At 39.9% G+C, this 23,242-nt stretch carries 23 protein-coding genes and 1 pseudogene; 12 read left to right on the forward strand and 12 right to left on the reverse strand.

The genetic code is table 11. From position 1 onward, the window contains the following. Window positions 1-6: 6 nt before the first annotated feature. From QAI40_RS00075 to QAI40_RS00090, 4 genes and pseudogenes are all read left to right on the forward strand, one after another. A complete protein-coding gene (locus QAI40_RS00075) occupies window positions 7-738 on the forward strand; it encodes an outer membrane lipoprotein-sorting protein (RefSeq protein WP_304511417.1) in 732 nt (243 codons plus the stop codon). Between the two features lie 2 nt (window positions 739-740). Beyond that, window positions 741-2,063 carry a hypothetical protein gene (locus QAI40_RS00080; protein ID WP_299981248.1) on the forward strand — a complete coding sequence of 441 codons (1,323 nt, stop codon included), beginning with the start codon at window positions 741-743 and terminating at the stop codon, window positions 2,061-2,063. A 139-nt stretch (window positions 2,064-2,202) separates the two neighbouring features. Further along, window positions 2,203-2,352: pseudogene (locus QAI40_RS17130) on the forward strand (flavodoxin family protein); the annotation flags it as partial. Between the two features lie 140 nt (window positions 2,353-2,492). Next, window positions 2,493-2,750, forward strand: coding sequence for a flavodoxin family protein (locus QAI40_RS00090; protein ID WP_299981244.1), 258 nt, complete (start codon window positions 2,493-2,495; stop codon window positions 2,748-2,750). 70 nt (window positions 2,751-2,820) lie between these two features. Here QAI40_RS00090 and QAI40_RS00095 read toward each other — a convergent pair whose 3' ends face one another. From QAI40_RS00095 to QAI40_RS00115, 5 genes are all read right to left on the reverse strand, one after another. Beyond that, on the reverse strand, window positions 2,821-3,144 hold the full coding sequence (locus QAI40_RS00095) for a DUF5320 domain-containing protein (RefSeq protein ID WP_299981242.1): 324 nt from the start codon (window positions 3,142-3,144) through the stop codon (window positions 2,821-2,823). 28 nt (window positions 3,145-3,172) lie between these two features. After that, window positions 3,173-3,532 (reverse strand): DUF134 domain-containing protein, encoded by a 360-nt coding sequence (locus tag QAI40_RS00100; RefSeq protein WP_299981241.1) that lies wholly within the window; start codon window positions 3,530-3,532, stop codon window positions 3,173-3,175. 185 nt (window positions 3,533-3,717) lie between these two features. After that, window positions 3,718-5,265 carry a universal stress protein gene (locus tag QAI40_RS00105; protein ID WP_299981239.1) on the reverse strand — a complete coding sequence of 516 codons (1,548 nt, stop codon included), beginning with the start codon at window positions 5,263-5,265 and terminating at the stop codon, window positions 3,718-3,720. Between the two features lie 20 nt (window positions 5,266-5,285). Continuing rightward, entirely contained in the window at window positions 5,286-7,358 is a 2,073-nt protein-coding gene (locus tag QAI40_RS00110; RefSeq protein WP_299981237.1) for an ASKHA domain-containing protein, read from the reverse strand. A gap of 32 nt (window positions 7,359-7,390) precedes the next feature. After that, a complete protein-coding gene (locus QAI40_RS00115) occupies window positions 7,391-7,690 on the reverse strand; it encodes a thioredoxin family protein (protein ID WP_299981235.1) in 300 nt (99 codons plus the stop codon). 587 nt (window positions 7,691-8,277) lie between these two features. Here QAI40_RS00115 and QAI40_RS00120 point away from each other — a divergent pair. Further along, entirely contained in the window at window positions 8,278-9,687 is a 1,410-nt protein-coding gene (locus QAI40_RS00120) for a sigma-54 interaction domain-containing protein (protein ID WP_299981233.1), read from the forward strand. 60 nt (window positions 9,688-9,747) lie between these two features. Here QAI40_RS00120 and QAI40_RS00125 read toward each other — a convergent pair whose 3' ends face one another. From QAI40_RS00125 to QAI40_RS00145, 5 genes are all read right to left on the reverse strand, one after another. Beyond that, on the reverse strand, window positions 9,748-10,461 hold the full coding sequence (locus QAI40_RS00125; protein WP_299981231.1) for an ABC transporter ATP-binding protein: 714 nt from the start codon (window positions 10,459-10,461) through the stop codon (window positions 9,748-9,750). After that, window positions 10,461-11,234 carry an ABC transporter ATP-binding protein gene (locus QAI40_RS00130; protein ID WP_299981229.1) on the reverse strand — a complete coding sequence of 258 codons (774 nt, stop codon included), beginning with the start codon at window positions 11,232-11,234 and terminating at the stop codon, window positions 10,461-10,463. The genes QAI40_RS00125 and QAI40_RS00130 overlap by 1 nt, the downstream gene beginning before the upstream one ends. A 5-nt stretch (window positions 11,235-11,239) precedes the next feature. Further along, window positions 11,240-12,514, reverse strand: a complete 1,275-nt coding sequence (locus tag QAI40_RS00135; protein WP_299981227.1) for a branched-chain amino acid ABC transporter permease — start codon at window positions 12,512-12,514, stop codon at window positions 11,240-11,242. A 32-nt stretch (window positions 12,515-12,546) separates the two neighbouring features. Then, window positions 12,547-13,482 carry a branched-chain amino acid ABC transporter permease gene (locus QAI40_RS00140; protein ID WP_291347141.1) on the reverse strand — a complete coding sequence of 312 codons (936 nt, stop codon included), beginning with the start codon at window positions 13,480-13,482 and terminating at the stop codon, window positions 12,547-12,549. A gap of 93 nt (window positions 13,483-13,575) precedes the next feature. Further along, entirely contained in the window at window positions 13,576-14,751 is a 1,176-nt protein-coding gene (locus QAI40_RS00145) for an ABC transporter substrate-binding protein (protein ID WP_299981223.1), read from the reverse strand. Window positions 14,752-15,023: 272 nt separating this feature from the next. Here QAI40_RS00145 and QAI40_RS00150 point away from each other — a divergent pair, with 272 nt between their 5' ends. Then, a complete protein-coding gene (locus QAI40_RS00150; RefSeq protein ID WP_299981221.1) occupies window positions 15,024-16,037 on the forward strand; it encodes a 3-oxoacyl-ACP synthase III family protein in 1,014 nt (337 codons plus the stop codon). Here the strand turns inward: QAI40_RS00150 and pgi are convergent. Beyond that, window positions 16,032-17,654: a glucose-6-phosphate isomerase gene (pgi, locus tag QAI40_RS00155; RefSeq protein ID WP_299981219.1), complete on the reverse strand. Its 1,623-nt coding sequence runs from the start codon at window positions 17,652-17,654 to the stop codon at window positions 16,032-16,034. The two genes, QAI40_RS00150 and pgi, sit on opposite strands and share 6 nt — an antisense overlap. Further along, window positions 17,635-18,225: an HDIG domain-containing metalloprotein gene (locus QAI40_RS00160; RefSeq protein WP_299981217.1), complete on the reverse strand. Its 591-nt coding sequence runs from the start codon at window positions 18,223-18,225 to the stop codon at window positions 17,635-17,637. Before QAI40_RS00160 ends, pgi begins: the two co-directional genes overlap by 20 nt. Before the next feature lie 120 nt (window positions 18,226-18,345). On the opposite strand from QAI40_RS00160, the gene QAI40_RS00165 reads away from it, so the two are divergent. The 6 genes from QAI40_RS00165 (at window position 18,346) to QAI40_RS00190 (ending at window position 23,207) form a co-directional block, all read left to right on the forward strand. Continuing rightward, window positions 18,346-19,164 carry a putative molybdenum carrier protein gene (locus QAI40_RS00165; protein ID WP_299981215.1) on the forward strand — a complete coding sequence of 273 codons (819 nt, stop codon included), beginning with the start codon at window positions 18,346-18,348 and terminating at the stop codon, window positions 19,162-19,164. Beyond that, the gene (locus tag QAI40_RS00170; protein ID WP_299981213.1) at window positions 19,161-20,138 is read left to right on the forward strand and encodes a rhomboid family intramembrane serine protease; all 978 of its coding nucleotides are present in this window, start codon (window positions 19,161-19,163) and stop codon (window positions 20,136-20,138) included. Before QAI40_RS00165 ends, QAI40_RS00170 begins: the two co-directional genes overlap by 4 nt. Window positions 20,139-20,454: 316 nt before the next feature. Then, a complete protein-coding gene (locus QAI40_RS00175) occupies window positions 20,455-21,324 on the forward strand; it encodes a CvfB family protein (protein WP_299981212.1) in 870 nt (289 codons plus the stop codon). Window positions 21,325-21,397: 73 nt separating this feature from the next. Next, entirely contained in the window at window positions 21,398-22,123 is a 726-nt protein-coding gene (locus QAI40_RS00180) for a spermidine synthase (protein ID WP_299981210.1), read from the forward strand. Window positions 22,124-22,164: 41 nt separating this feature from the next. Then, window positions 22,165-22,746 carry a diheme cytochrome c gene (locus tag QAI40_RS00185; RefSeq protein WP_299981208.1) on the forward strand — a complete coding sequence of 194 codons (582 nt, stop codon included), beginning with the start codon at window positions 22,165-22,167 and terminating at the stop codon, window positions 22,744-22,746. A 35-nt stretch (window positions 22,747-22,781) separates the two neighbouring features. Beyond that, window positions 22,782-23,207: a GNAT family N-acetyltransferase gene (locus tag QAI40_RS00190; protein WP_299981206.1), complete on the forward strand. Its 426-nt coding sequence runs from the start codon at window positions 22,782-22,784 to the stop codon at window positions 23,205-23,207. The last annotated feature ends 35 nt before the right edge of the window (window positions 23,208-23,242 follow it).

A 23,242-nucleotide genomic window follows, 5' to 3' on the forward strand; every position in this document is an offset into this window, starting at 1 on the left:
GAAAAAATGAAAAAAATAATCATCATCACTTTGCTTGGACTGCTTTCCTCAATGACAGCCTTTGCTCTGGATGGAAATGAAATCTTAAAACAGGTGGATCGAAATCTGAATCCCGAAAGTTTTGAAATGTACAGGAAACTGATAAATATAGAGCCGGATGGCACAAAAAAAGAGTTTGTCATGTTTTCCTTAAAAAAAGGTAAAGAAAAAATTGCATCGGTTTTTCTTTTACCTGCCAGTGAAAAGGGAAGGAGCACCCTGCGTATTGGGGAAAACATGTGGCTATATATCCCTAATGTAGGAAAACCCCTCAGAATCACGAGCCTTCAATCTGTGACAGGGGGAGTTTTTAATAACTCTGATATCATGCGGGTGGACTACAACAGTGAATACAATTGTGAAAAAATAGAAACAATAGATAAAGGATACATCCTCTATTTAAGGGCTAAATTAAAGAGTGTGGCCTATGAAACCCTTACCATGTTCATTGATTCTGAAAAGTTGCTTCCATATAAGATTGAGGCCTATGCAGCATCTGGAATGTTAATAAAAAATCTATATTTTAAAAATATTAAGGATTTTGGCAATGGTGTCATCCGTCCGGAAATTATTGAAACAGACAGCCCTTTGTATAAGGGATATAAATCCTATATTGTTTTTGCAAATGTAAAAAAACGAGAGCTTGCCAGCGAAATATTCAGTTTGAATTATATGCATAAAATTGATGGACTGCGGTAATAATGAAACAGGTTTTTTTCATTCTGGCCATTTTGGTTATGGTACTATTTTTCAACGATGGTGCGTTTTCACAAACCACTGATGACATATTGCTTGATCTTGATTTTAATGTTGAGGAAGTTGCAAAAAAACCATATTCGATAAATGCGAATATTGAAACAAAAGAAACCATAAGATTTTTGGATCGGGATGCACTCTTGTTTAAACAGAAATATCTGGACAAGAAAAGTGAGGATGTCGCCTGGCAGACAGATCTTGATTTAACCATTGAAGCCCAGTATCAAAAGGATAGCTTTAAATTATATGGCCGTTTCAATGGTCTTTTCTATTATAATGATGATGAAAATTTTGAATCCCAAAGAAAGGCTGAAGAAGCTTATGTGTCGTTTCAGCCTTCTTTCTCGTGGGCATTTGATGTCGGGAAAAAAGTACATAAATGGGGAAAGGGATATGCCTTCAGTCCCTCTGCATTCTTTTCCAGGCCCAAAGATCTTGATGATCCTGATGCAACCCTGGAAGGGTATTATTCCTTGAGTGCTGATTATATCAAGAGCATGGAAGGCGCCCTGCAGACGATTGCTATAACACCTGTTTTAATGCCGGTTACAAGAGATCTTAATCATGACCTTGGTCCAAAAGATGAGCTCATCTGGGGGGGGAAATTTTATTTTTTTGCCTTTGATACAGATATTGATTTCATGTTTTTAATCAGTGATAATATGGATGACCGCTTTGGGATCGATTTTTCTAAAAATCTTTCCCCTTCGTTTGAAATTCATGGAGATGCAGCTTTGGTTAAAGACTATCATCAATATATTATCGATGAATATGGAAATACCAGCGAGCAGGAATACACGGCATTTAATTTTTTGTTAGGCCTGCGGTATCTTTCAAGCCGGGACACGACCTATATATTTGAATATTATCGTAATGGCCAGGGATATTCAGCCCGGGAATATGATAATTATTTATCATTAATTGAAAGAGGATTTGATCAGTATTTAAATACATCAAGTCAAACATTGATTTCTCAAAGTAAAACCATGTCAGTTTATTATAATCAACAGGCTGCCATGAGAGACTATCTGTATTTAAAAGTTTCTCAAAAAGACCCCTTTGATCTTTTATATTTTGTTCCGGCAATAACCTTAATTTATAACATGACCGATCAAAGTGCATCCATAACCCCACAGATCACCTATTCCCCATTGACCAATTTAACTTTGGACCTGAAAACAGGCCTTCTTTTAGGAGAAAGTAGAACCGAATATGGTGAAAAAATAAATAAAGCCAAGATCGTTCTATCCATTCAATATTATTTTTAAACAAACCTCAGATTTTTTTAGTGGTTAAGATTTCACTGGTATGTATTTTGCTGTCTAATATATCAGGCCATACATTAGGTATAATATCGTATGATATATGGGATGTTTCCAAATTATAATAATAAAAATGGAGAAAAAAATGAAATCATTGATTGTTTATTCCAGTCAGTCTGAAAATACCAAAAAACTTGCAGATACAATTTACAAGAGTCTGGAAGGTGAAAAGGATATTTTTTCTGTTGATAAGGCGCCTTCTACCAAAGGATATGGCTTGATCTTGGTTGGGTTTTGGCTCATGGCTGGAAAACCAGATCCAAAATCCAGTGAGTATCTGTCAAAACTGGGAAAGGATGACCGTTTGTTTCTCTTTGCCACCCATGGCTCCTGTCTTGACATTATCGTACCTCCAGTTTATGAAAGGATGACCGTTTGTTTCTCTTTGCCACCCATGGTGCAGCCGCAGGATCAGACCATGTCAAAAACGCAGTTACCCATGCCATTGGTCTTACAAATGGATCAAATATTGCCTGTGTGTTTACCTGCCAGGGAGAGGTGAATCCAAAAGTGTTGGAAAAAGTGAAGAAAAAATCAGAGCCTCCTGTATGGATTGGTGATGCAGCTCATGCTGTCGGCCACCCCAATGAAGCTGATTTATCTGCTTTAAAGAAAGTGATCACCCAATTATAATGATGAAAAAGAAGCTGAATAATTTGTTGCTTTTATTATTCAGCTTCTTTGTAAATGAGTTAAGTTTCAATTATTCCCTGGATTCGGATAGATTCTTCAACTGGTTTTTAAGTGCTGCAAGTTCTGTTTCAAGCCTATCCACGCTATTCTGTAATGTATCCTGATTGCCGGAAGCCGTTATCGGAGCTGGAGCTGCCCCTGCCCATCGGCCACCACCCATTCCCTGACCGGGTGCATCCTGATATCCTCTCTTGCCTCGCTGCCTGCCCATTCCCATGACATTTCCCCGGCCTGCAAATCCCTGGTCGGGATTACCAGCACCTGTGCAGTTGCCTCTTCCTCTGCCTGTCATGGCACCTTCATTCATTGGTCCTCTTTGATTAAATCCTGGCATGATATTGCCTCCTTTTGTTTATGATAAATCAATTTTTATTACCTCTGCCTCTCCTCCTGTTCCCTTTTCCGTGACCGTGTCGTCCATAACCCCGGCCATTTCCATGTAGCATATAACAGCCGCCTTCTATTTTGAGACGATATGCGTTTACAAGAGCTTTTGACAGGTTAAACCGACCAGCTTTCAGAATTCTTCCAAAGGTTTGTCGAGAGACGTTCATGATTTCTGCTGCCTGGCTCTGATCCAGTCCTTCAAAATCGATATGTCGGATGGCCTCAAACTCTTCAAGGGAGAGCGCTACTTCTCCTCTTTCTTCAACACCTACAGGCCTGAATTCTTTGATGATCGGGCGGGATCTGATACATCTTGGTCTCTTGGGTCTAGGCATGGTGTCTCCTTAGTTTTGATCATTTGACTATAATAATAATGCTGCTGCGGAAGTATGTCAAGTAGAATTATGGTCAAATGACTAAAAAAATGCGATGAGAAATAATTTTATTCCTTACCGCATTTATTATCAGCGTTATTAAAGCTTTGTTTGTATTCTCAGAGTTTTGCTTACAGGTTCTTTTTCTAGGATGGTCTTGCCACAAGCACCGGTATTTTGGATTTAAGAATAACACCGCTGGCAGTACTTCCCAGCACCATCTCCTCAAATTGTCCATGGCCGTGGGTTCCCATGATTATCAGATCAAAATTGTTATCCTGTGCCGTTTTGACGATTTCATTAACCGGGTTGCCTGCTGTAACAATCGTTCGATTTTCTGAAAGCGGACAATGGGGCATTTGTTCAAGAACTTTTCGTGAAGTTATTTTCATTCTTTCGTGGATGAGCTTCTTTGCCGTTTCAATATTTTTTCGGTTAAATTCATCCCATTTCTTTTTATCAATTGAGTGTGACAGATTAATCCCTGTTCCGGAAGAGTATTCATCCAGTACATCAGGAACAACATGAATGGCATGAACCTGGGCGTTATATTTATTTCCAATGCTGCAGGCATATTTAACAGCGTATCTGGCGGTTTCAGATAGATCTGTTGCAAAAAGTATCTTTTTTACATCAATTATCATGGAATCATTTTTTTCAAATTCAGGAACTTTTAATATTTCATCCTTTTCAAATTCAGCTGTTTCTTTCTCCTTTGCCCTGGGTGCGCCAAACATATAATTGACAAACTTTACATACCATGCCGCAGTCTGAATCTGGATGATATAGGCAAGGGCGATCAAAAGTGCTATGGTCATTCCTTGTTTACCAAAGGCCGTCATAGCGATAGCAAGCGCAATGGATAAATCACGCATAACAACACCGAAAACCATTGCAATGGCATCCTCTCTTGAAAAGAAAAGTCTGCCGACTATTGTTAATAAAATATATGAGATGAGATAAAAAACGGCTAATGGGACTAGGATAATGATGATATCGCCAGGATTGGCAATGATATGTTTTGCTTTGAGAGACATGGCAAGAAATGCAATTAAAACGACCCCAAGGGCAGAAAATGGAGGGAATTTAGGTTTGATTTTTTCATTCCATACTTTTTTACCATATTTTTTCATTCCTAAAGTCTGGGTTAAGAGGCCTACAAATAAAGGGAAAAATACAAATATCGCAATTTGTTTAAACATATGAAGCATATTTACTTCTATGGTCGCACCCATAAACACTTTGGTAAAAATCGGAGCAGCAAGAGACCCGATCACAAGTCCGAATACAACCATTTTAATGGCAGCTTCCTTATTGCCTTTGGCAAATCCGGTCCAGGAAATGGTCATTCCTGATGTCGGCAAAACACCTATTAAAAAAAGCCCAACTGCCCAAAGAGCAAATTTGGGTGCTTCACCGGATAAAAATATTTTTCCAATGGAAAAGACAAGCAGAGGAACAAATATGAAATTGATGATCTGGGTTACCAGTTGCAGTTTAAAGTCATGACCTTTAAAAATGGTTTTCACATTTAATGTCACCATCATGGGGTAGACCATGATAAATGTTACCGGAATAATGAATTGTTTTAAGGGTGCCGCGTTAAACAGATATCCATAGATTAATCCGAACATCATGGAGATTGGGATGGCCCAGACGAGATTCTTTTGTATGACTGACAAAAATTTGAGCACTATATCAATTCCTTTGTGTTTTAATCTGTGTGAACGCTTGGAAATAAATTTGCATCGGTATGGGGTAGAAACTGGGCTCTTGTGAACTCTTCCATAAAGGCATTATTACTTGAAAAATCAAGATATGTCATTGTATTTGAAATCGCAATAGCCTGCTGTCGATAAGTATTGGAAAGCAATGCCATATAAGCACCGGCAATGGAACTGTTTCCCATATATTTAAATTTTTCTCTTTCAATATCCGGGAGCAATCCTATGGTTATTGCCTTTTCGATATTTAGGTATTGGCCAAAACCGCCGGTGATAATCATCTGGCTGATGGAAGAAAAATCCATTCCAACCTGATCAAGAAGGATGCTGAATCCTGCATAGATGGCAGCTTTGCTTAGAATCAAACTCTTAATGTCTGACTGGGTAAAAATAATATCTTCTTCTGAGTCAATATTGTCTGCATATTCAATAATAAATGCGGGTTCTTCATTGAAAAGGACAAATCGCGGGTGATTTGTATCAATCTGAAATTTACCATCCTGACCAATGACTTTCTTTAAAAGCATTTCAGATAAAAGATCAATCATTCCTGATCCGCAAATTCCCCTTGCCGGCTTGTTTTCTACAGTCAAATAGTCAGGCTCAAACGTTTTCGAGTCTATAGTAATCTTTTCAATGGCACCGTCTTCTGCACGCATGCCCCATCTGATACCTCCTCCTTCAAAGGCAGGACCTGCGGAGCAGGCTGCCGTCATGAGAAATTCATTATTACCCAGGACAATTTCTCCATTTGTTCCAATATCAATAAAAAGGGTAAGATCTTCAAACTGATTGAACCCTGTATATAGTACACCCGACACAATATCCCCGCCAACATAGCTGGCAGGTCCGGGCATAACAAAAACACCGGCATAATATGCTGCCTTTAATCCGATTTCCCCGGCTTTAATAATGGGGAATTCAGAAACTGTCGGGATATAGGGTTCTCTTCTAATATACTTTGCATTGATTCCCAGCAATAGATGGATCATGGTTGTATTGCCGGATATAACAATGCTCTCAATCTGTTTATGATCTGCATTAATTGAACTGATGGCCTGTTTTGTCAGATCATTGATAGTAGAGATGGCCATCTTTTTTAATTTTTTTACACCATCTTTTTCAGAACAGACAATGCGATTGATGACATCGTCACCACATGCTGCCTGACGATTATGACCTGATGCAGTACTCAGTATGGCACCATCAGACATATCCACAATGTAGACAACGATAGAGGTCGTTCCCAGATCCACAGCCATGCCGAATGATTTTTTTTGATCCTTGGCCGGGCTGACATCAACAATTTCCGAAGAGCATTTTTTCCATAGTAAGGAAGCAATAACCTTCCATTCATCATTCCTTACAGACTCTGTCAGCTGACGCATTACTCTGATATTGCTGCTCATTTTGGACGTATCATATCCAAATTTTTTAAGCTGTCGTTTCAGCCGGTCAAAATCACTGACAGTATCTTCCATGGTCGGCAAATCAAGCTGCAGGGGAACTTTTTCGACGATGGGTTCAATTTTTTCCACAAGGCCTGAAAGTTTTTTTGTGGCAGTCTCTCCCATTCCGGCCGCTTTTAATTTTTTTTCGATTGTCTCTTCAGGTATTTTGACTATGATATTTTCAAAAATTTTTGATTGACAGGCAAGGACATATCCCCTTTCATTTTCTTTTTCACTTAAAAGGGATGTTTTTTCAGAGTCTGCCTTACCGGATTCTATGATCAGTTTGCATTTCCCACATGATCCCTTACCATTGCAGGAGGCATTGATATAGATATCGGTTTTTTGAGAGGCTTCCAATAAATTTGTCCCCGGGGTAACGGCAACTTTTTTTCCCCCTGGTTGAAAAGTGACGATACATTCTTCTTTATCAGGAACGTCCTCTGAAGATTCAAAACCTTTTTTTGTAATAAAATGAATCGGGCAGGAGGGTCTGAACTTGCAATATATATCAGGATCACGGCATTCCATACAATCTTCGCAAAAATAAATGTTATGTTTCATGCAGATATAACCGGTTTCTCGATCAGGATGATTGACACATTTACCCATTTCAAACCTCCATTTTTTTAATGATTCAATTTTTATAATGCGTCGTCCAGGCTCTTTACAATGGTGTTTTCGGATTGAAGACCAACGAACCGTTTAATCTCTTTGCCATCCTTAAAAAGGATTAAGGTAGGAATACTTTGGACCATATATTTTGTTGCTAAGGCTCTGTGTTCATCAATATTAATTTCAATAATAGATGCACGGTTCTGATACGTGTTAATCAGCTTTTTGATGACAGGTTCCTGTGCCTTACAAGGAGCGCACCAGGTTGCATTAAAATCCATAAGTGTAACACCATTTTTTAAAGTTTCCTGGAATTGATCTATACCCATTTTTAGTTAACCTCCATAGATGATTTGATAAAGTGGCGATTCTAAAAATTAGTATAGTCAAAAAGTATGCCATATATGTTTTTCCGGCAGTGTAATATGTTGTAATATATTGAAAATAAAGAACATAATAATAGAGAGCACCTGAATTTATTGTTTCTGGTGGTTTTGGTTAAAAAAAAAGGAACGTTACTTTATCGAAACGGTTTCGGTCTGTAACGTTTTTTTGACAAAGACCATATCATATATAAGTTATATTCAATAGAAATATATAGATGGCACAACCCTTGCTTTAATATACTTTGGTAATTATGTAATTAACCCGTAACCATGAGGTACATATGAAAGAAATGATTTATGTTTTTCTCTTCCTGGGAATTTATATCCTGGTACAAGTCTATATCCTGCCTAAAATGGGGATATCCACCTGAATGAGAGATGCCTGTCAGGTGACAGACAAGAAAAAAATTCAAAAAAAGATGCCTGAGGATAACTCATAGTGTTTAAAAATTTTCCTGGTATTGACTATAATAGTAACGTTACCTATTCTTTGTGGTTAGGACAAAATGTGTTACACAAAAGGATAAGATATGGAAACCCATCAATTATGGAATGTTAGTTTTTTAAACCAGATTCTTGATACGATGGCAGAAGGTCTTTTCACTCTGGATGACCAGGGCATAATTACATCCTGGAACAAATCAATGGGAAAAATCACGGGCTATTCTGAACAGGAGGCTGTCGGCAATACCTGTAGTTTGATTGAATGCAGCCGGTGTTTCGGTAAAGAGTGCCCGGCCAATATTAATAAATGCGGTGTAATCAAGCATGGAAAAACAGAAGCTAAAGAATGTTTTATTAAGCATAAGGACGGACACAGTATTGCCGTAATAAAAAACGCAAGGCTTGCCCGGGATGAAAATGATCAGATCTTGGGAATTGTTGAAACCATTACAGATCTGACCGAATTAAAAAAAATTAAAAAAACCGCTGAAGAGGCTCAAGGGAAACTTAAAAAAACTTACCGGCTTGGGAGTATTATCGGGAAAAGTGCTGTAATGCAGAATGTGTTTGATGCCATACAGGCTGTAGCAAACAGTCGGGCCACAGTGCTGATCCAGGGTGAAAGCGGGACGGGAAAAGAACTGGTTGCCAAGGCCATTCATTATACAGGTGCCGGTTCCTCAAGCCCTTTGATTACGGTGAATTGTTCCGCCCTTTCTGAAACCTTGCTTGAAAGCGAACTATTCGGACATGTTAAAGGGGCCTTTACAGGGGCTCACAAAGATCGAAAAGGCAGATTTGAGGAGGCGGACGGAGGGACTGTTTTTCTTGATGAAATTGGAGAATTGACCCCATATATGCAGATAAAACTGCTAAGAGTCCTACAGGAAAGAGAGATTGAAAGGGTAGGGGACTCAAAGAAAAGAAAGATAGATATCAGAATTATTGCCGCGACCCATAAAAACCTTTATGACTTGACTCAGCAGGGTAATTTCAGAGAAGATCTGTTTTATCGATTAAAGGTTTTCCCCATTAATGTTCCATCCTTAAGAAAACGCCGTGAAGACATCCCAATACTTGTCAGACATTTTATTAAAAAAGGGAATAAAAGAGAGAATAAATCCATAGGAAAGGTTGATACACAAGGGATGAAACGATTGATGGAACATTCATGGCCCGGAAATATAAGGGAACTTGAAAATGCCATTGAACATGCATTTGTGATTTGTAATTCAAATCGGATTGAACTCAAAGATCTGCCTGTGGAGATCAGAGAAAACCAGGGGCACATGAAAAGCATTCCTCCTATTACGAATCTGACCCAAACCAGATCATATAGTACAGATAAGGTTGCAAAGCTAACAAAATTGGATCTTGTAAAATTGCTCGAAGAGTGTAATTGGAATAAGGCAGAAGTGGGTCGACGAATTCAAAAAAGCCGAACCTCGGTGTGGAAATACATGAAAAAATGGGGCATCCCATTGCAAAAGCCCTAAAATGAAAAAAGAGCAAAAGCCTTGATGGAAAGTTTTGGCAAGGCTTTTTATCGGTTTGGTTTAAGCCCCCAGGTACGCCTTTTTAACATCCGGGTTATTGAGCAATTCATCTGAAGGCCCTTTAAGGACAAGAGAACCATTCTCTATTACATAACCCCTCTGGGCGAATTTCAAGGCAAGCCGGGCGTTCTGTTCAACCAGCAAAATTGTGGTACCTAGCTTATTGATTTCTCTTAACGCATCAAACATTTCCATCATGAGAATCGGGGCCAACCCCATGGAGGGCTCATCTAAGAGCATGATTTTGCGACCGCTCATGTAACCTCTTCCAACAGCCAGCATCTGCTGCTCACCACCGGACAGAGTCCCTGCAAGCTGGTCTTTTCGCTCATTAAGCCTTGGAAACAGATCAAACACCCATTTTTTGTCCTTGTTGATCTGATCAGTGTCTTTTCTGGCAAAGCAGGCAAGGGCAAGATTTTCTGTTACCGTAAGGTTTCCAAAGACTCTCCTTCCTTCGGGTACATGAGATATGCCTAATTTTGAGACAACTTTATCCGTACTGTATTTAAGAAGATCTTCTCCTTCAAACTCAAGAACAGATCCAGGCTCAGCTGGAATCATCCTGGAAATTGCCCTTAAAGTAGTGCTTTTCCCGGCACCATTGGCACCGATAATGGTTAGAATTTCACCCGCTTCAACACTAAAGTCAATTCCGTGAAGCGCCTTGATATTTCCGTAAGAAACTTTTAAATTTTTAACTTTTAGCTGCATCAGGTAAGATCCTCCTTGCCAAGATAAGCCTCAATAACCTGGGGATTATTCTGAATTTCTTCGGGTGGTCCCTCTGCAATGAGTTCTCCAAATACCAGGGTCTGGATATGCTGGCACAATTCCATTACAAATTTCATCCTGTGTTCAATCAGAAAGATGGCCACTTTAAAATCCTTATGGACCTGGCGGATAATTTTTATCATTTGAAGCAGTTCATCCGGTGTCATCCCTGCGGTGGGTTCATCAAGGAAAAGAATCTTCGGGTTGGTTGCCATGGCCCTTGCCATTTCTACCCGTCTTTGTGCCCCATAAGGCAAGTTAGTAACTATTTGATCTGCATGCTGTTTGATATCAAATAATTCAAGCAGGTGATAGGAATTTTCTTCAATCTGGGTTTCCTGCTGTCTGCATTTTGAGGTATTGAAAAATGATCCGATCAGCCCATAGGATAATTGTGAATAATGGGCCATTTTAATATGATCCAGAACATTCATGTGTCGCCACAACGCAAGGTTTTGAAATGTTCGGCCCAGCCCTTTGGCAGCAATTTCATTGGTTTCAAGCCCTTTGATATTCTCGTTTTCAAGGGTAATGGAGCCTTCTGTCGGCGTATAGACGCCTGTAATTAAATTAAATATGGTTGTCTTTCCTGCACCGTTAGGGCCGATAAGTCCTGTGATCTGCAGGGGTTCGATATTTAGATTATAATTATATACAGCTCTAAGACCACCAAAATAATGTGTCATTTTATTTACATTGAGCAAAGCAGACATGGGTTTTAAGCTCCTTGTTCTCTTTTATGTTTGGCTCTTAAGAGTTTTTTGGCGTTGATTTCTTTAAAGGAAATCAGGCCGTAAGGACGGAAAATCATTACCAAAATTAAAATTAAAGGAATAATAATCCATTTAAAGAGTTCAAGCGGCCTTAAGGCTTCGCCCAAAACATTGATACTGACAGCCCCGACAATGGAACCAATAATAGAATTAAGACCGCCAAAATAAACCATGGCAAGTATTTCGGCAAGTCTGTTTATGCTGAACATACCCGGATTGATATAGGCCAGTACATGGGCAAACAATCCCCCTGCAATGCCTGCCCAGAATGCTCCGAACATAAAGGCGGTCATTTTTGTTTTCCGGGTTTTAACTGTCATGGATTCCGAGGCAGCCTCATCGTCTCGAACAGCATTTAATGCTTTTCCCATGATAGAGGTGACAAAATTGTGGACCACCCAGATGCAAAGCATGGTCCAGATGAAGATGATGGGCAGGGGCGCATAATCGGGCTGCCCTCCCATTCCCCTGGCCCCGCCAATGACATTGAGGTTTTCAATAGCACTCTTTATAATAAACATAAATGCAAGGGAGATAATGGCCAGATAATCCCCCCTGGTTCTAAAAGAAGGGATCGCTACCAGCAGCGAAGCAAGTGATGCTCCAATGCCACCTACTATAAGAGCAAAGGGAAATAGCCAGGGACCCAGGCCCTGGGATAAAACAGCGGCACCAAAGGTTTTGTCATTAACAAAAAAATATAGTGTTATGATTGAGGAAATATAGGCTCCTATAGCCATGAATCCGGGATGGGAACAGGAAAATTCTCCCTGGTACCCATTAATCACATTGATACTGATGGTTAATATGATGGAAATCAGAGTCAGCTTAACAACAAGTACCCTGTAATCATTGATTCCAGCCCATAGATGAAGCACGCCATAGAAAAAAATCAAATGAATAATGGCTGACATCCACAGAGGTGTTGTTTCCAGGATGGCTGCCATCGGATTGGTGAAAAAAATGCTTGCCTTTGCAATCAAAAGAATCGGAATAACATAAACGATAAGATCATACCCAATCACACCGGGTATCATCATTGGATCCTTAAGCACAATCAGAGCGCCGAATAAAACCGGTATCTTGGGTAAGCCAAGATAGTATGAGATATAATCATAGCCCCAGTAATATTCGATGAGTACGGCGGTAAATACACCCAACAGCCATCCCAGCATCGGCACTGTAGAAAACATATTTTTAAATTTTCTTGCTATTTCCATGTAACTTTCCTGTATTTGTTGAAGTTAAAGAATTAAAGCCTTAATTTTGTGCTGTGTTCCATGCCAAAGAATCCCCTGGGTCTGAATGTCAGGATAAGAAGAATAATGGAATAGGCAATAAGATCCCTTAAGGTTGACGGGAAAATCGTTGCAACAAATATCTCGATAAATCCTATAAGGTATCCGGCAAGAGCTGCGCCCTTAATGGAGCCCCTGCCACCAAGAATAGCCGCAACAAATGCCTTCCATCCAAGGATGACACCCATATAAGGATCCAGAATCGGATAGGCTTGTCCATAAAGAATTCCGGCAACTGCGGCCAGGCCTGCACCCACTGCAAAAGTTAAGGGTGCAATAATATTTATGGATACCCCCATCAATGGAACGGCAAGAAAATCATATGACATTGCCCTCATGGCCATTCCCCATTTTGTTTTCTGGATGAATGTATGAAGGGCAACCATTAAAAGAAGTGATATGATAATAATCATCACTTTTACATTCGTAAAATAGATACCACCGACATTGTAGGAAATAGATTCCATCAATGGTGGAAAATTCAATCTTTTAGCACCCAGCAAGATTAAAATACCGGTCTCAAAGATAATGCCGATCATCAAACCTGTAATGGCTGCTGATGCACGGGGTGCGGATCTTAAAGGTCTGTATCCTGCAACTTCAACAAAAACGCCGACCCAGGATGCCAGAAACATGGTAACAACGACTGTGGCAAGGAAGATAAGGGGACCGGGTAGAAACCCTGTAAACAATGCAAGGAAGAGTGTTGCAATCCCAAAGCCGATATATGTGGCCACCATAAAAATATCGCCATGGGCAAAATTAAAGAGCATTAAAACACCGTATACCATTGAATAACCAATGGATATCACTGCATAAAAACTGCCTCTCTGGAGTGCATTTATCAGGTTTTGAAGAATAAATTGACCTAATTCTATCAAAGCTTCCATTCACCAGCTCCTGTTCTATAGAGTTATGACTGCCATGCACACAAGTTGCATGGCAGTCATATGATTACTTAAACGATACCATTTGGCTTAAATTTATGGACAACTGGATTTGTAAAATTCATATTCGCCGCTATCATTGATTTTTACGATAACAGCACATTTGATTGGGTCACCTTCAGGGGTAAACGTCATATTTCCTGTAATACCGGAAAAATTCTTGATGTTGGCCAGGGCATTTTTAACAGCTACTCTGTCTTTTTCAATTTTACCGGTAATTTTACCGGCATCCTGAATAGCCTGCTGGGTAAGACGAAGTGCATCCCAGGTTAAGGCTGCAACATCATCGGGAACATAGCCGAAATTGGCGGTATATCTGTCAATAAATGTTTTTGTTGCTCCTTTGGCACCTGCCGCTGCATAGTGTGATGAAAAATATAGTCCGTAACATGCTTCACCGCATAATTCTACAGTTTCAGCAGACCCCCAGGAGTCAGATCCAACGATGGGGCCTTTCCATCCAAGTTCCTTTGCCTGTCGAACGATAAGGGGAACTTCATTGTAATACTGGGGAGTAAAAAGAACTTCGGCACCTGATCTAACAATCTGAGTTAACTGAGAAGAAAAATCCGTGTCTTTTGTCGTAAAGCTTTGATAAGCAACAACAGATCCTGCGCCATGTTTTTTCTCCCATGCTGCTTTAAACACTTCAGCCAATCCTTTTGGGTAGTCAGAGGCAACATCATAAAGAACAGCAGCTTTTGTAAACCCAAATTCATCAGTAATAAAGTTGGCTATAACAGGACCCTGAAAAGGATCAAGGAAGCAGCCGCGAAATACATATGGTCTGTCAAGTGTTGTGCTTGGATTGGTAGACCAGGGGCTGATCATAACGGTTTTATATTTATTGGCAACTTCACCGGCAGGAATCGCCTGTTTGGAAGACTGGGGACCAACGATGGCAAGAACATCATCCTGGCTAATCATTTTCATATTTGCTTTTACTGCTGATTCTGCTTTTGCCTCATTATCTTCAATAACAAGTTCAACATCATATTTTTTACCGCCAACTTCAAGTCCACCGGCTTTTTCAATGTCTTCAAGCCACAACATGGCAGCAAATTTAGTCCCTTCACCCACCTTTGGAATGTCTCCGGTCATGGGGGCATTAATACCAATTTTGATAATCGTTTTTCTTGCACTATATGCTGATGTAGAAAACATCATGGCAAAGGCAAAGGCCACAACCACTAAACAAGCAAGCTTTTTCATGTTACCTCCTTTAAATATTAATTATTTTTTAAAAGCATCATGGAATACGCTTTTAAAACACATACGAGTTTAATTTATATGTAAAAATATAGGTTAAGTAAAGGATAATAACGCAAAATTAATAAGTGTCGATCATATTGCTGCAAGCATATCTTCAATTTTAATTTTGTTTAAGGTTCTTGCCTAATTCAAAAATTAATACTATAAAACGTGCATACAATAGCAGAATAGAATATTTATCAATCTGATAATTCTTAATTAAGGAAATTTCAATGAAAAAAAGCATCATAAAAAGTAGTGGGATGTTTGTACCGCCCAACGTCATTACCAACCATGATCTTGAAGAAATATTAGACACCTCGGATGAATGGATAAGACAAAGGACGGGGATTGAGCAAAGATACTGGATCGATTCGGAGGGGGTAACCGGTTCATCTGATTTAGGGTTTGAAGCTTCCAAAAAAGCTTTGGACAATGCCGGATGGACACCTGAAGATCTTGATTTTATTATATTTGCTACGCTAAGTCCTGATATTATGTTTCCAGGCTCAGGATGTCTGCTCCAGGCAAAACTGGGGCTCAACTCAACTCCTGCATTAGATATCAGACAGCAGTGTACAGGATTTCTTTACGGCCTTGCCACAGCAGATGCCTATATAAAAACAGGCCTTGCCAATAAAATTCTTCTGGTTGGTGCAGAAGTACACTCTTCAGGTCTTGATAAATCAACCAGGGGGCGGGATGTTACGGTTATATTTGGTGATGGGGCAGCAGCCGTGTGCATTGAAGGAGTTGAAACCGATGAAACGGCAGGAGTACTTGCTTCAGCTCTTCATGCAGATGGCAATTTTGCCGAGGCATTAATGACTGAACTTCCTGCATCAAGACTTCCTTTGCGGATGCCGCCGGATGTACCACTTGATGATGCAAGATACTATCCTGTTATGGATGGCCCGGCTATTTTTAAAAAAGCGGTTAGAATGCTGCCCAAGGTTATAAAGGAATCCCTTGAAAAAGCACAAATCAGTCTTGATGAAATTGATTTGATTATCCCGCACCAGGCCAATATGAGAATCAATCAAGCCCTGGGGCAGTTTTTAAAATTAGATGATGATAAAATTTTCCATAATATTCAGAAATATGGAAATACCACTGCAGCAAGTATTCCGCTTGCACTTCATGAAGCCATGGAACAGGGACGTATCGGTAAATCCGGTGATATCGTTATTTTAACGGGTCTTGGTGCCGGCCTTACCTGGGGCAGTGTAATTTATAAGTTTTTATAATGATCCTTTAAACAGGGTATCAAGATAAAATTTTGATGCAGGATCAAGGGAACTAAAATCATAGGTTTCATCAATATTTTTTCTTTTTATTTGACCCCTGATATCGGTCGCAAGAACTTTGCCCAGTTCCACACCGAACTGATCAAAAGGATTTACACCGAGTATAAACCCTTCATATATGGTTCTTGCTTCATAGAAAGCCAGGAGCAAACCAATGCTTTCAGGTGTCAGGTCATTGATGAGGATGGTGGAAGAGGGCCTGTTTCCTGTAAAATATTTTGCCTTGTTATCATTATCCCTTCCCATCGCCAGGGCATTAGCCTGTGCAATCATATTGGCCCATAATTCCTGGTGATTGTAAACCCCTTTTGATTTAGCCTGGTCCTTATTATAAATCGGTTTTACAACCCCGATAAATTCTATGGGAAACGGACTTCCCTGATGGGCAAGCTGGAAAAATGAGTGCTGTGCATTGGTCCCGGGCTCACCAAAAATGATAACTCCGGTCTTATGATCTGTAATTTTACCGTCAGATGTTACTCCTTTTCCAAGGCTTTCCATAGATAGCTGCTGTATATGAGGCACAAGTTTGGACAAGGCACTGGAATAGGGAATAATGGCCTGAGCCGGATACTGTAAAAAATTGGAATTCCATATGCTGATCAAAGCTGCTGTCAAAGGGATATTTTTTTTCTCCGGGGCGTTTAAAGCATGTAAGTCCATATCATGACAGCCTTTCAGGAAACGGCTGAAAATATCAAATCCAAAGGCAAGACTTAAGGGGAGACCTCCGACTGCAGAGGTCACAGAATACCTTCCTCCAATAAAATCAAACATATGAAAAGCACCTAAACCCGAGCTTGAGGGATCATCCCCAGGGCTGCCTTTCGCAGTAACCGTCACAAGATGTTTTAAAGGATCAAGGTGATTGTTTTTTAAAAATAACAGGGCCTGGTTAAGATTGGCCATGGTTTCGGTTGTGGTATATGATTTTGAAATAACAATCCAAAGGCAAGTTTCAGGGTCAATGGCTTTGATGACCTGCCCAAAATTGTCAATATCTACATTGGGTAGAAAATGAAGATTAATAACCGGCTCAATAGTATGTTTTAATGCAGTATAAACAAATTCGCACCCAAGATAAGAACCGCCGATTCCGATGATAATCGCATCGGTAAAAGATCGCCCCGTAGAACCTTTCAAGTCATTATTATGAACTTTTTGGGAAAAATATTTTATCTGTTTGTTCACACGGTTGATTTCCGAAATAACATCCAGATCATCCAATAGGACGGGGCCATGGGTAAAATCTCTTGCGGCAGTATGAAGGGCGGCTCTATTTTCAATTACATTAACGATTTTGCCCGACATCATTTTTGAAAAAGAATCTTTTGCTCCGGTTTCTCTGGCAAGGTCCAACAATTCATTGAGCAGAATATCATCTATTCTTTGTTTGGAAAAATCATAGAAAAACTCCTCCAGTTTTAATGAAAAATTTTCAAGTCTGTCCTTATTTTGAATTAAATTTTTTAAATGGAATTTTTTGTCCTCAAAGGTTTTTGAAAGACGTTTTAGATTTTGACAGGCGGTATGAGTACTAAATGTTTTCCGGCCCATTCCCATTATAATCTCCCATTTTAATTTCTTGTGTCATGCATTCAGATAATTGGCCGGGGGTTATATCGAGGCGGCAAAAAATTTTATTTTCCAGGTCCAATGTGTTTGCCCACATCATCTGAATACGGTCTTTAAATTCTTTCCTGGTTCCGTATCGTAATTTGATGTATTCAAGTCTTTTTTTCAACGGCACCACCTTATCATGTAATACTCTTTTATCGGAATAATTAACTATTTCCTGCTCCGAAACAGGGGAATCGTTTTCATAAGAATCCAGAATGACATGCTGACGTATGATATTACCTACTTCGGGATATCCCAATCGGGTTAACATCAGGCCGCCGGTTTCGGGATGGGACTCTTTTGTATCAAAGCTTCTGGTTTTTGTTATATCGTGAAGCAACGCTGCAGAAGTTGTTAACCGGATATCAAGATCGGGAGAATGTTTTTTAAGCTTTAGACATATAAACAATGCAATATTGGAAACCATGATAGAGTGGTCGATAATATGATCCATCATCTCTATTTTTTTTATCAGTTTAAAACATTCTGTTCTAGAAGGTATGTTCATAGATCCTTATTTTAATTTAATCAGGTTAAATTATTTTAAATGATAAAATAGTATTGAAGTTATACCCCTTACTGATATGATATAAAAGGATTTTTTTTTAAAGGCGGTGATACGGTTAAAATGTTGAAAAAAATCATTTCAGGCGGACAGACAGGTGCAGACAGGGCAGCACTTGACGTTGCCATTAAATTCAATATTGAACATGGCGGATGGCTTCCAAAAGGTCGCAGAACGGAAAAAGGACCATTGCCAATGAAATATCAATTGAATGAAATGGATACGGGTGATTACAGGGCCAGAACAGAGCAGAATATCGTTGATTCCCATGGTACCGTGATTATTTCCCGTGGTAGACTTACCGGGGGATCAAAGCTTACCCAAAGTTTTGCAGAATTTGTCGGCAGGCCGAATTGTTATATTGATTTGTTAAACACAGAAGAGTTTGAAGCATCTATTATTTTAAAATCCTTTATAATGGAAAAGGAAGTTCAAACTTTGAATGTAGCAGGTCCCAGATTGAGCCATCATCCCGGGATTTACATGGATGTCAAAACGATTCTCGAAGCCACGCTCTATCTTCTCTTTTTAGATACGCGGAAGGATAGGGGTATGAGAAAATATATACCTTCCTGTCCTGTTAAAGAGGATTTTCCTCAAACCCTGGAAGAGTCCATTGATTTGCTGTGTGACGATTTGCCGCTGAAGACCAGAACATTTATTGCAAAACTTGAACCTCACAATATCCACATGCTCTATTTTACACTGCTGGAATATGTTAGACAGCGTGTGGGATTTGACATGGAAAATCAACCCCTTTTAAAAGATTGTTCCGTCAGGATGAAGGATGACAGGTGTACCATTGAAGATGTTGTCATGGAGATTTTAAAACGGTTTAAACAACATCTTGAAAAAGATCATATATTGAGGATGGTGCAATGATACCCATTCGAGATACTCAACCCTCCAATTGTATTCCTGTCGTGACTTATATTCTCATGGGAATTAACCTGCTGGTATTTATCCTGCAAATTCAAACCGGATTAGATAATGAGGTCTTTTTTTATTCTTACGGGTTGGTTCCGGCCAAATATACGGTACATGAAATGTCGAGGCATTTTTCAACAGGCAATCAGTTGTTTTCCATTTTTTCATATATGTTTCTGCATGGCGGGTTTTTACATTTCATTGGGAATATGTGGACCCTGTATATTTTTGGAGACAATGTCGAAGAACATTTCGGTTCGTTAAGATTCTTAGGGTTTTATTTGATTTGCGGCATCATTTCAGGATTGTCCCACTTTTTTTTAAATCCCGTATCCATGGTGCCGACCATTGGTGCCAGTGGGGCGATTGCCGGTGTCATGGGCGCTTATTTCCTCTTGTTTCCAAAATCACGGATTTTAACTGTTATTCCCATCATTATCATACCCTTGTTTATTGAAATACCGGCATTTATTTTTCTCGGGGTCTGGTTTTTTATTCAGTTTTTAAATGCAGCAGGCGCAAGCGCCGGATCGGGTATTGCCTGGTGGGCACATATCGGGGGATTTATAGCTGGGCTCGTATTAGTCAAGCTGAACAAAAAACTGCCAAAAACAGGCACAAAGCAGAAGATCAGTCAATTTACCGCTAAAAAGCGCACCCCAAGACTTCAAATGATTGTTGCATCCGGCAAGGCGGACAGCCCTGATCTTTATGGAAATATTGATATTACATCTATTGAGGCCATTGCCGGCACAAATAAAACAGTGACGATTCCCTGGGGATTTTATAAACCCCTGTACAAGGTTAAAATCCCTTCAGGGGTGAAACACGGAACCAGATTAAGGCTTTCCGGAATGGGGAAATCCGTTCCAGATGGAATAAAAGGGGACATGTACCTTACGGTGAATGTTAAAAATACAATTTTATAGAAAATAGGGGTTTGCCCCGATTGATTTTTCCAATATCCTCTTATATAGATGAAGGGGCACAAAAAATTGCTTTCTCACAAATATCTTGACCAGTGATATAGTAATCGAAAGGGCGGAGCTGTGCCTTAGCCCTGGAAAAGAAAGACTGCTGATCACTCCTGAGGCGGCATTCTGTGTTTCATGTGCTGAAAAGATCAGCAGGAGCCATACCTCAAAAAAATAGCTTAGCGTTCAAAGGAAGGTGATGGACGTGTGGCGGTATATTCTTTAGTATGGTGGTATGATGGCTGGATAAATTTACAGAGAGGTAAGGCCAATGTCAGACACTAAAAATGCGTGGAAGAACTTTAAAAAAAATGAGTTTAAAATTGGAAGATATAATTATCTGGTTATTGAAAGCAGGTCTGATTTTGGTTTGTATTTAAGTTATGATGAGGGCAGGATTCTGCTTCCCAATAAATACGTTTCTGACGATCTAATTATTGGTGATACTCTTGAAGTGTTTGTATACACCGACTCTGAGGATCGGTTGGTTGCTACCACTTTAAAGCCTGCCGGTATTGTTGGAGATTTTGTTTTTCTTAAAGCAAAAGATGCGGCTCCATTTGGAACATTTATGGAGTGGGGGCTTGAAAAAGACTTGCTGGTGCCCAAAAATGAGCAGCAGGACAGAATGGTGCCCGGAAAAAAATATCTGACAAAGATCTGTTTGGATAACGAGACACAGCGAGTGTGTGGCACAACTCAAATATCTGCGAATTGCGATAAAAATATTAAGGACCTTAAAGTAGGCCAACAGGTCGATCTTATTATCCATTCTATTACCAAAATTGGTATTATGAGCGTAATAGACAATCGATACTTTGGTATGCTGTATCTCAACGAAATTTATCAGGATCTGTCAATTGGAGATACGTGTACAGGCTATATCATGCGGCTCCGTGAAGATAAAAAAATTGACCTGACTTTGAAAAAACCAGGGTATATGTCTGTGAAAGGATCTACCCACAAAATTGTAAATATTTTAAAAGAGGCCGGAGGATTTATACCCTGTCATGATAAAAGCTCTCCTGAAGATATCAAAAGGGTTTTCTCCATGAGCAAAAAAGAATTTAAAAGAGCGGTTGGAGGATTGTACAAAAAGGGGATTTTAGAGTTGAAAAAAAACGGGATTAGCCTGAAATAATGAATAAGAATGATATCTTACGCCGTATTCGGTATGTTTTTGATTCAGTCAATGCGCAAAAAAAGTTGGTAAAATGAGTTTGATGTACGAGGAATTAGATTTTCGACCAACGCCTATCGGAGACTTGATGTTGCGCCGTCGCCGTTTGATTCAACTCGGGGGGCTTGATATTTATGAGGTCAAGCTTGGAGAGTATTTTCTGATGACCAGCTTGTTTCATGAGGCAGAGGTTCAGCTTTCCAAGCTTGGGCTTGGCGGGTTGGATAAAAAAGACCTCGACGTTGTAGTCGGTGGCCTCGGGCTTGGGTACACAGCTGTTTCCGCATTGGAAGATAAGCGTGTAACATCGCTCGTTGTTGTGGAGTATTTAGAGGGGGTGATCGAGTGGCATCAAAACGGGCTTGTCCCGCTGGGCAAGGTGTTGACGGGAGATCCTCGCTGTCGACTGGTGCATGCCGATTTTTTTGCCCTGTCCCGAGACGTGTCGAAAAGCTTTGATCCGGAGTATCCTGCAAATAAACATGATGCCATTCTTTTAGATATAGATCACACTCCGACGAACGTATTACACCAAACAAACACGCGTTTCTATACTGAGGAAGGGCTTGAGGAGCTTGCACAGCATTTGAAACCTGGCGGGGTGTTTGGTCTCTGGGCAGATGGTTTCCCGGAGGAATCTTTTACCGACCTTTTGGCTATGGTTTTTGAAAGCGCTGAGTCGCACACCATTGAGTTTGATAATCCTCTAACCGGTGGCTCGTCTGAAGGTGCTGTTTACGTGGCACGAGTGAGCCTGTAACGAAAATATGAGGCATGAAATGAAGATATGGGAGGATGTGCATGAAAGAATCAAAAAAAATGGTTCTGGTTTTAATCGGTTGTTTCCTTCTGTTCCTGCTTCCATTTTCTGTTGCCTTTGCAGATGATGACAACCACAAGGACCCAAAAAAATGGTACGAGAAAATTTTCGATGACGACGATCATGATGATGATCATGAAAGCAAATATCTTACGCCTGTAAACAATGAAACATTCAAACAGGAATGTGGGGCCTGCCATTTCGCTTATCAACCAGGCCTGCTGCCGGCCGGGTCCTGGGGGAAAATTCTTTCTAACTTACCCGCTCATTTTGGAGAAGAAGTTTCATTAGATCAAGAATCAAAAAATATTATTAATGAATACCTTCAATCAACTGCTGCCGAGAATTCATCTGCAAAAAGAGCAAGAAAGATTTTGAAAAGCCTTGGAGAAAAAACGCCGTTACGAATAACAAAAACGCCTTACATACAAGAAAAACACCACGAGTTGGATTCGAATATTTTCAGCAGGCAATCAATTGGTTCCCCATCCAACTGCATTGCCTGTCATCCTACTGCCGAGCAAGGCAACTATGATGATGATTTTGTGAAGATACCAAAATAGAAAAATTACATAGCGAATAAGGTTAGATGAGGGAAATGATAGAAACGATCGTTATTAAGTTTGATGAGCAATATGCTCTCAGGATTAAGAATATAAGGAATGCCGTATTCACGGATGAGCAGCATATTGACCCGGATATGGATTTTGATGGTCAAGACCGTGATGCTGTTCATGTGTTGAGCATCTGCAATGAAAATTATGCGGGCACAGGCCGCATGCTGAATGATGGACATATTGGCAGATTGGCAGTGCTTAGAGAATATCGGGGACAGGGATTGGGTGCAAAAATGGTTCTATCATTAGTTAAAGAGGCAGAAAATAGAGATATGGAAAGAGTCTATCTTGGTGCTCAAAAACATGCCGTAGGTTTTTACAAAAAGCTGGGCTTTTCTGTCTATGGTGAACCCTATACCGAGGTCAATATTGAACATATATATATGGAAAAAATCAGCATGGGCTGAATTCATAGAAAAAGTGGCACAAACAGCTATAACAA

The organism is Desulfobacula sp., assembly GCF_030611305.1.
In the GTDB taxonomy this organism is placed as follows: domain Bacteria; phylum Desulfobacterota; class Desulfobacteria; order Desulfobacterales; family Desulfobacteraceae; genus Desulfobacula.

Coding starts and splice junctions, on each gene's coding strand:
- QAI40_RS00130 (WP_299981229.1), bottom strand. CDS start 11,234: ATGTCTGCTTTGCTCAATGTAAATAAAATGACACATTATTTTGGTGGT.
- QAI40_RS00145 (WP_299981223.1), bottom strand. CDS start 14,751: ATGAAAAAGCTTGCTTGTTTAGTGGTTGTGGCCTTTGCCTTTGCCATG.
- QAI40_RS00140 (WP_291347141.1), bottom strand. CDS start 13,482: ATGGAAGCTTTGATAGAATTAGGTCAATTTATTCTTCAAAACCTGATA.
- QAI40_RS00095 (WP_299981242.1), bottom strand. CDS start 3,144: ATGCCAGGATTTAATCAAAGAGGACCAATGAATGAAGGTGCCATGACA.
- QAI40_RS00175 (WP_299981212.1), top strand. CDS start 20,455: ATGTCAGACACTAAAAATGCGTGGAAGAACTTTAAAAAAAATGAGTTT.
- QAI40_RS00170 (WP_299981213.1), top strand. CDS start 19,161: ATGATACCCATTCGAGATACTCAACCCTCCAATTGTATTCCTGTCGTG.
- QAI40_RS00185 (WP_299981208.1), top strand. CDS start 22,165: ATGAAAGAATCAAAAAAAATGGTTCTGGTTTTAATCGGTTGTTTCCTT.
- QAI40_RS00160 (WP_299981217.1), bottom strand. CDS start 18,225: ATGAACATACCTTCTAGAACAGAATGTTTTAAACTGATAAAAAAAATA.
- QAI40_RS00120 (WP_299981233.1), top strand. CDS start 8,278: ATGGAAACCCATCAATTATGGAATGTTAGTTTTTTAAACCAGATTCTT.
- QAI40_RS00150 (WP_299981221.1), top strand. CDS start 15,024: ATGAAAAAAAGCATCATAAAAAGTAGTGGGATGTTTGTACCGCCCAAC.
- QAI40_RS00190 (WP_299981206.1), top strand. CDS start 22,782: ATGATAGAAACGATCGTTATTAAGTTTGATGAGCAATATGCTCTCAGG.
- QAI40_RS00115 (WP_299981235.1), bottom strand. CDS start 7,690: ATGGGTATAGATCAATTCCAGGAAACTTTAAAAAATGGTGTTACACTT.
- QAI40_RS00075 (WP_304511417.1), top strand. CDS start 7: ATGAAAAAAATAATCATCATCACTTTGCTTGGACTGCTTTCCTCAATG.
- QAI40_RS00165 (WP_299981215.1), top strand. CDS start 18,346: ATGTTGAAAAAAATCATTTCAGGCGGACAGACAGGTGCAGACAGGGCA.
- pgi (WP_299981219.1), bottom strand. CDS start 17,654: ATGGGCCGGAAAACATTTAGTACTCATACCGCCTGTCAAAATCTAAAA.
- QAI40_RS00125 (WP_299981231.1), bottom strand. CDS start 10,461: ATGCAGCTAAAAGTTAAAAATTTAAAAGTTTCTTACGGAAATATCAAG.
- QAI40_RS00100 (WP_299981241.1), bottom strand. CDS start 3,532: ATGCCTAGACCCAAGAGACCAAGATGTATCAGATCCCGCCCGATCATC.
- QAI40_RS00135 (WP_299981227.1), bottom strand. CDS start 12,514: ATGGAAATAGCAAGAAAATTTAAAAATATGTTTTCTACAGTGCCGATG.
- QAI40_RS00080 (WP_299981248.1), top strand. CDS start 741: ATGAAACAGGTTTTTTTCATTCTGGCCATTTTGGTTATGGTACTATTT.
- QAI40_RS00110 (WP_299981237.1), bottom strand. CDS start 7,358: ATGGGTAAATGTGTCAATCATCCTGATCGAGAAACCGGTTATATCTGC.
- QAI40_RS00180 (WP_299981210.1), top strand. CDS start 21,398: ATGAGTTTGATGTACGAGGAATTAGATTTTCGACCAACGCCTATCGGA.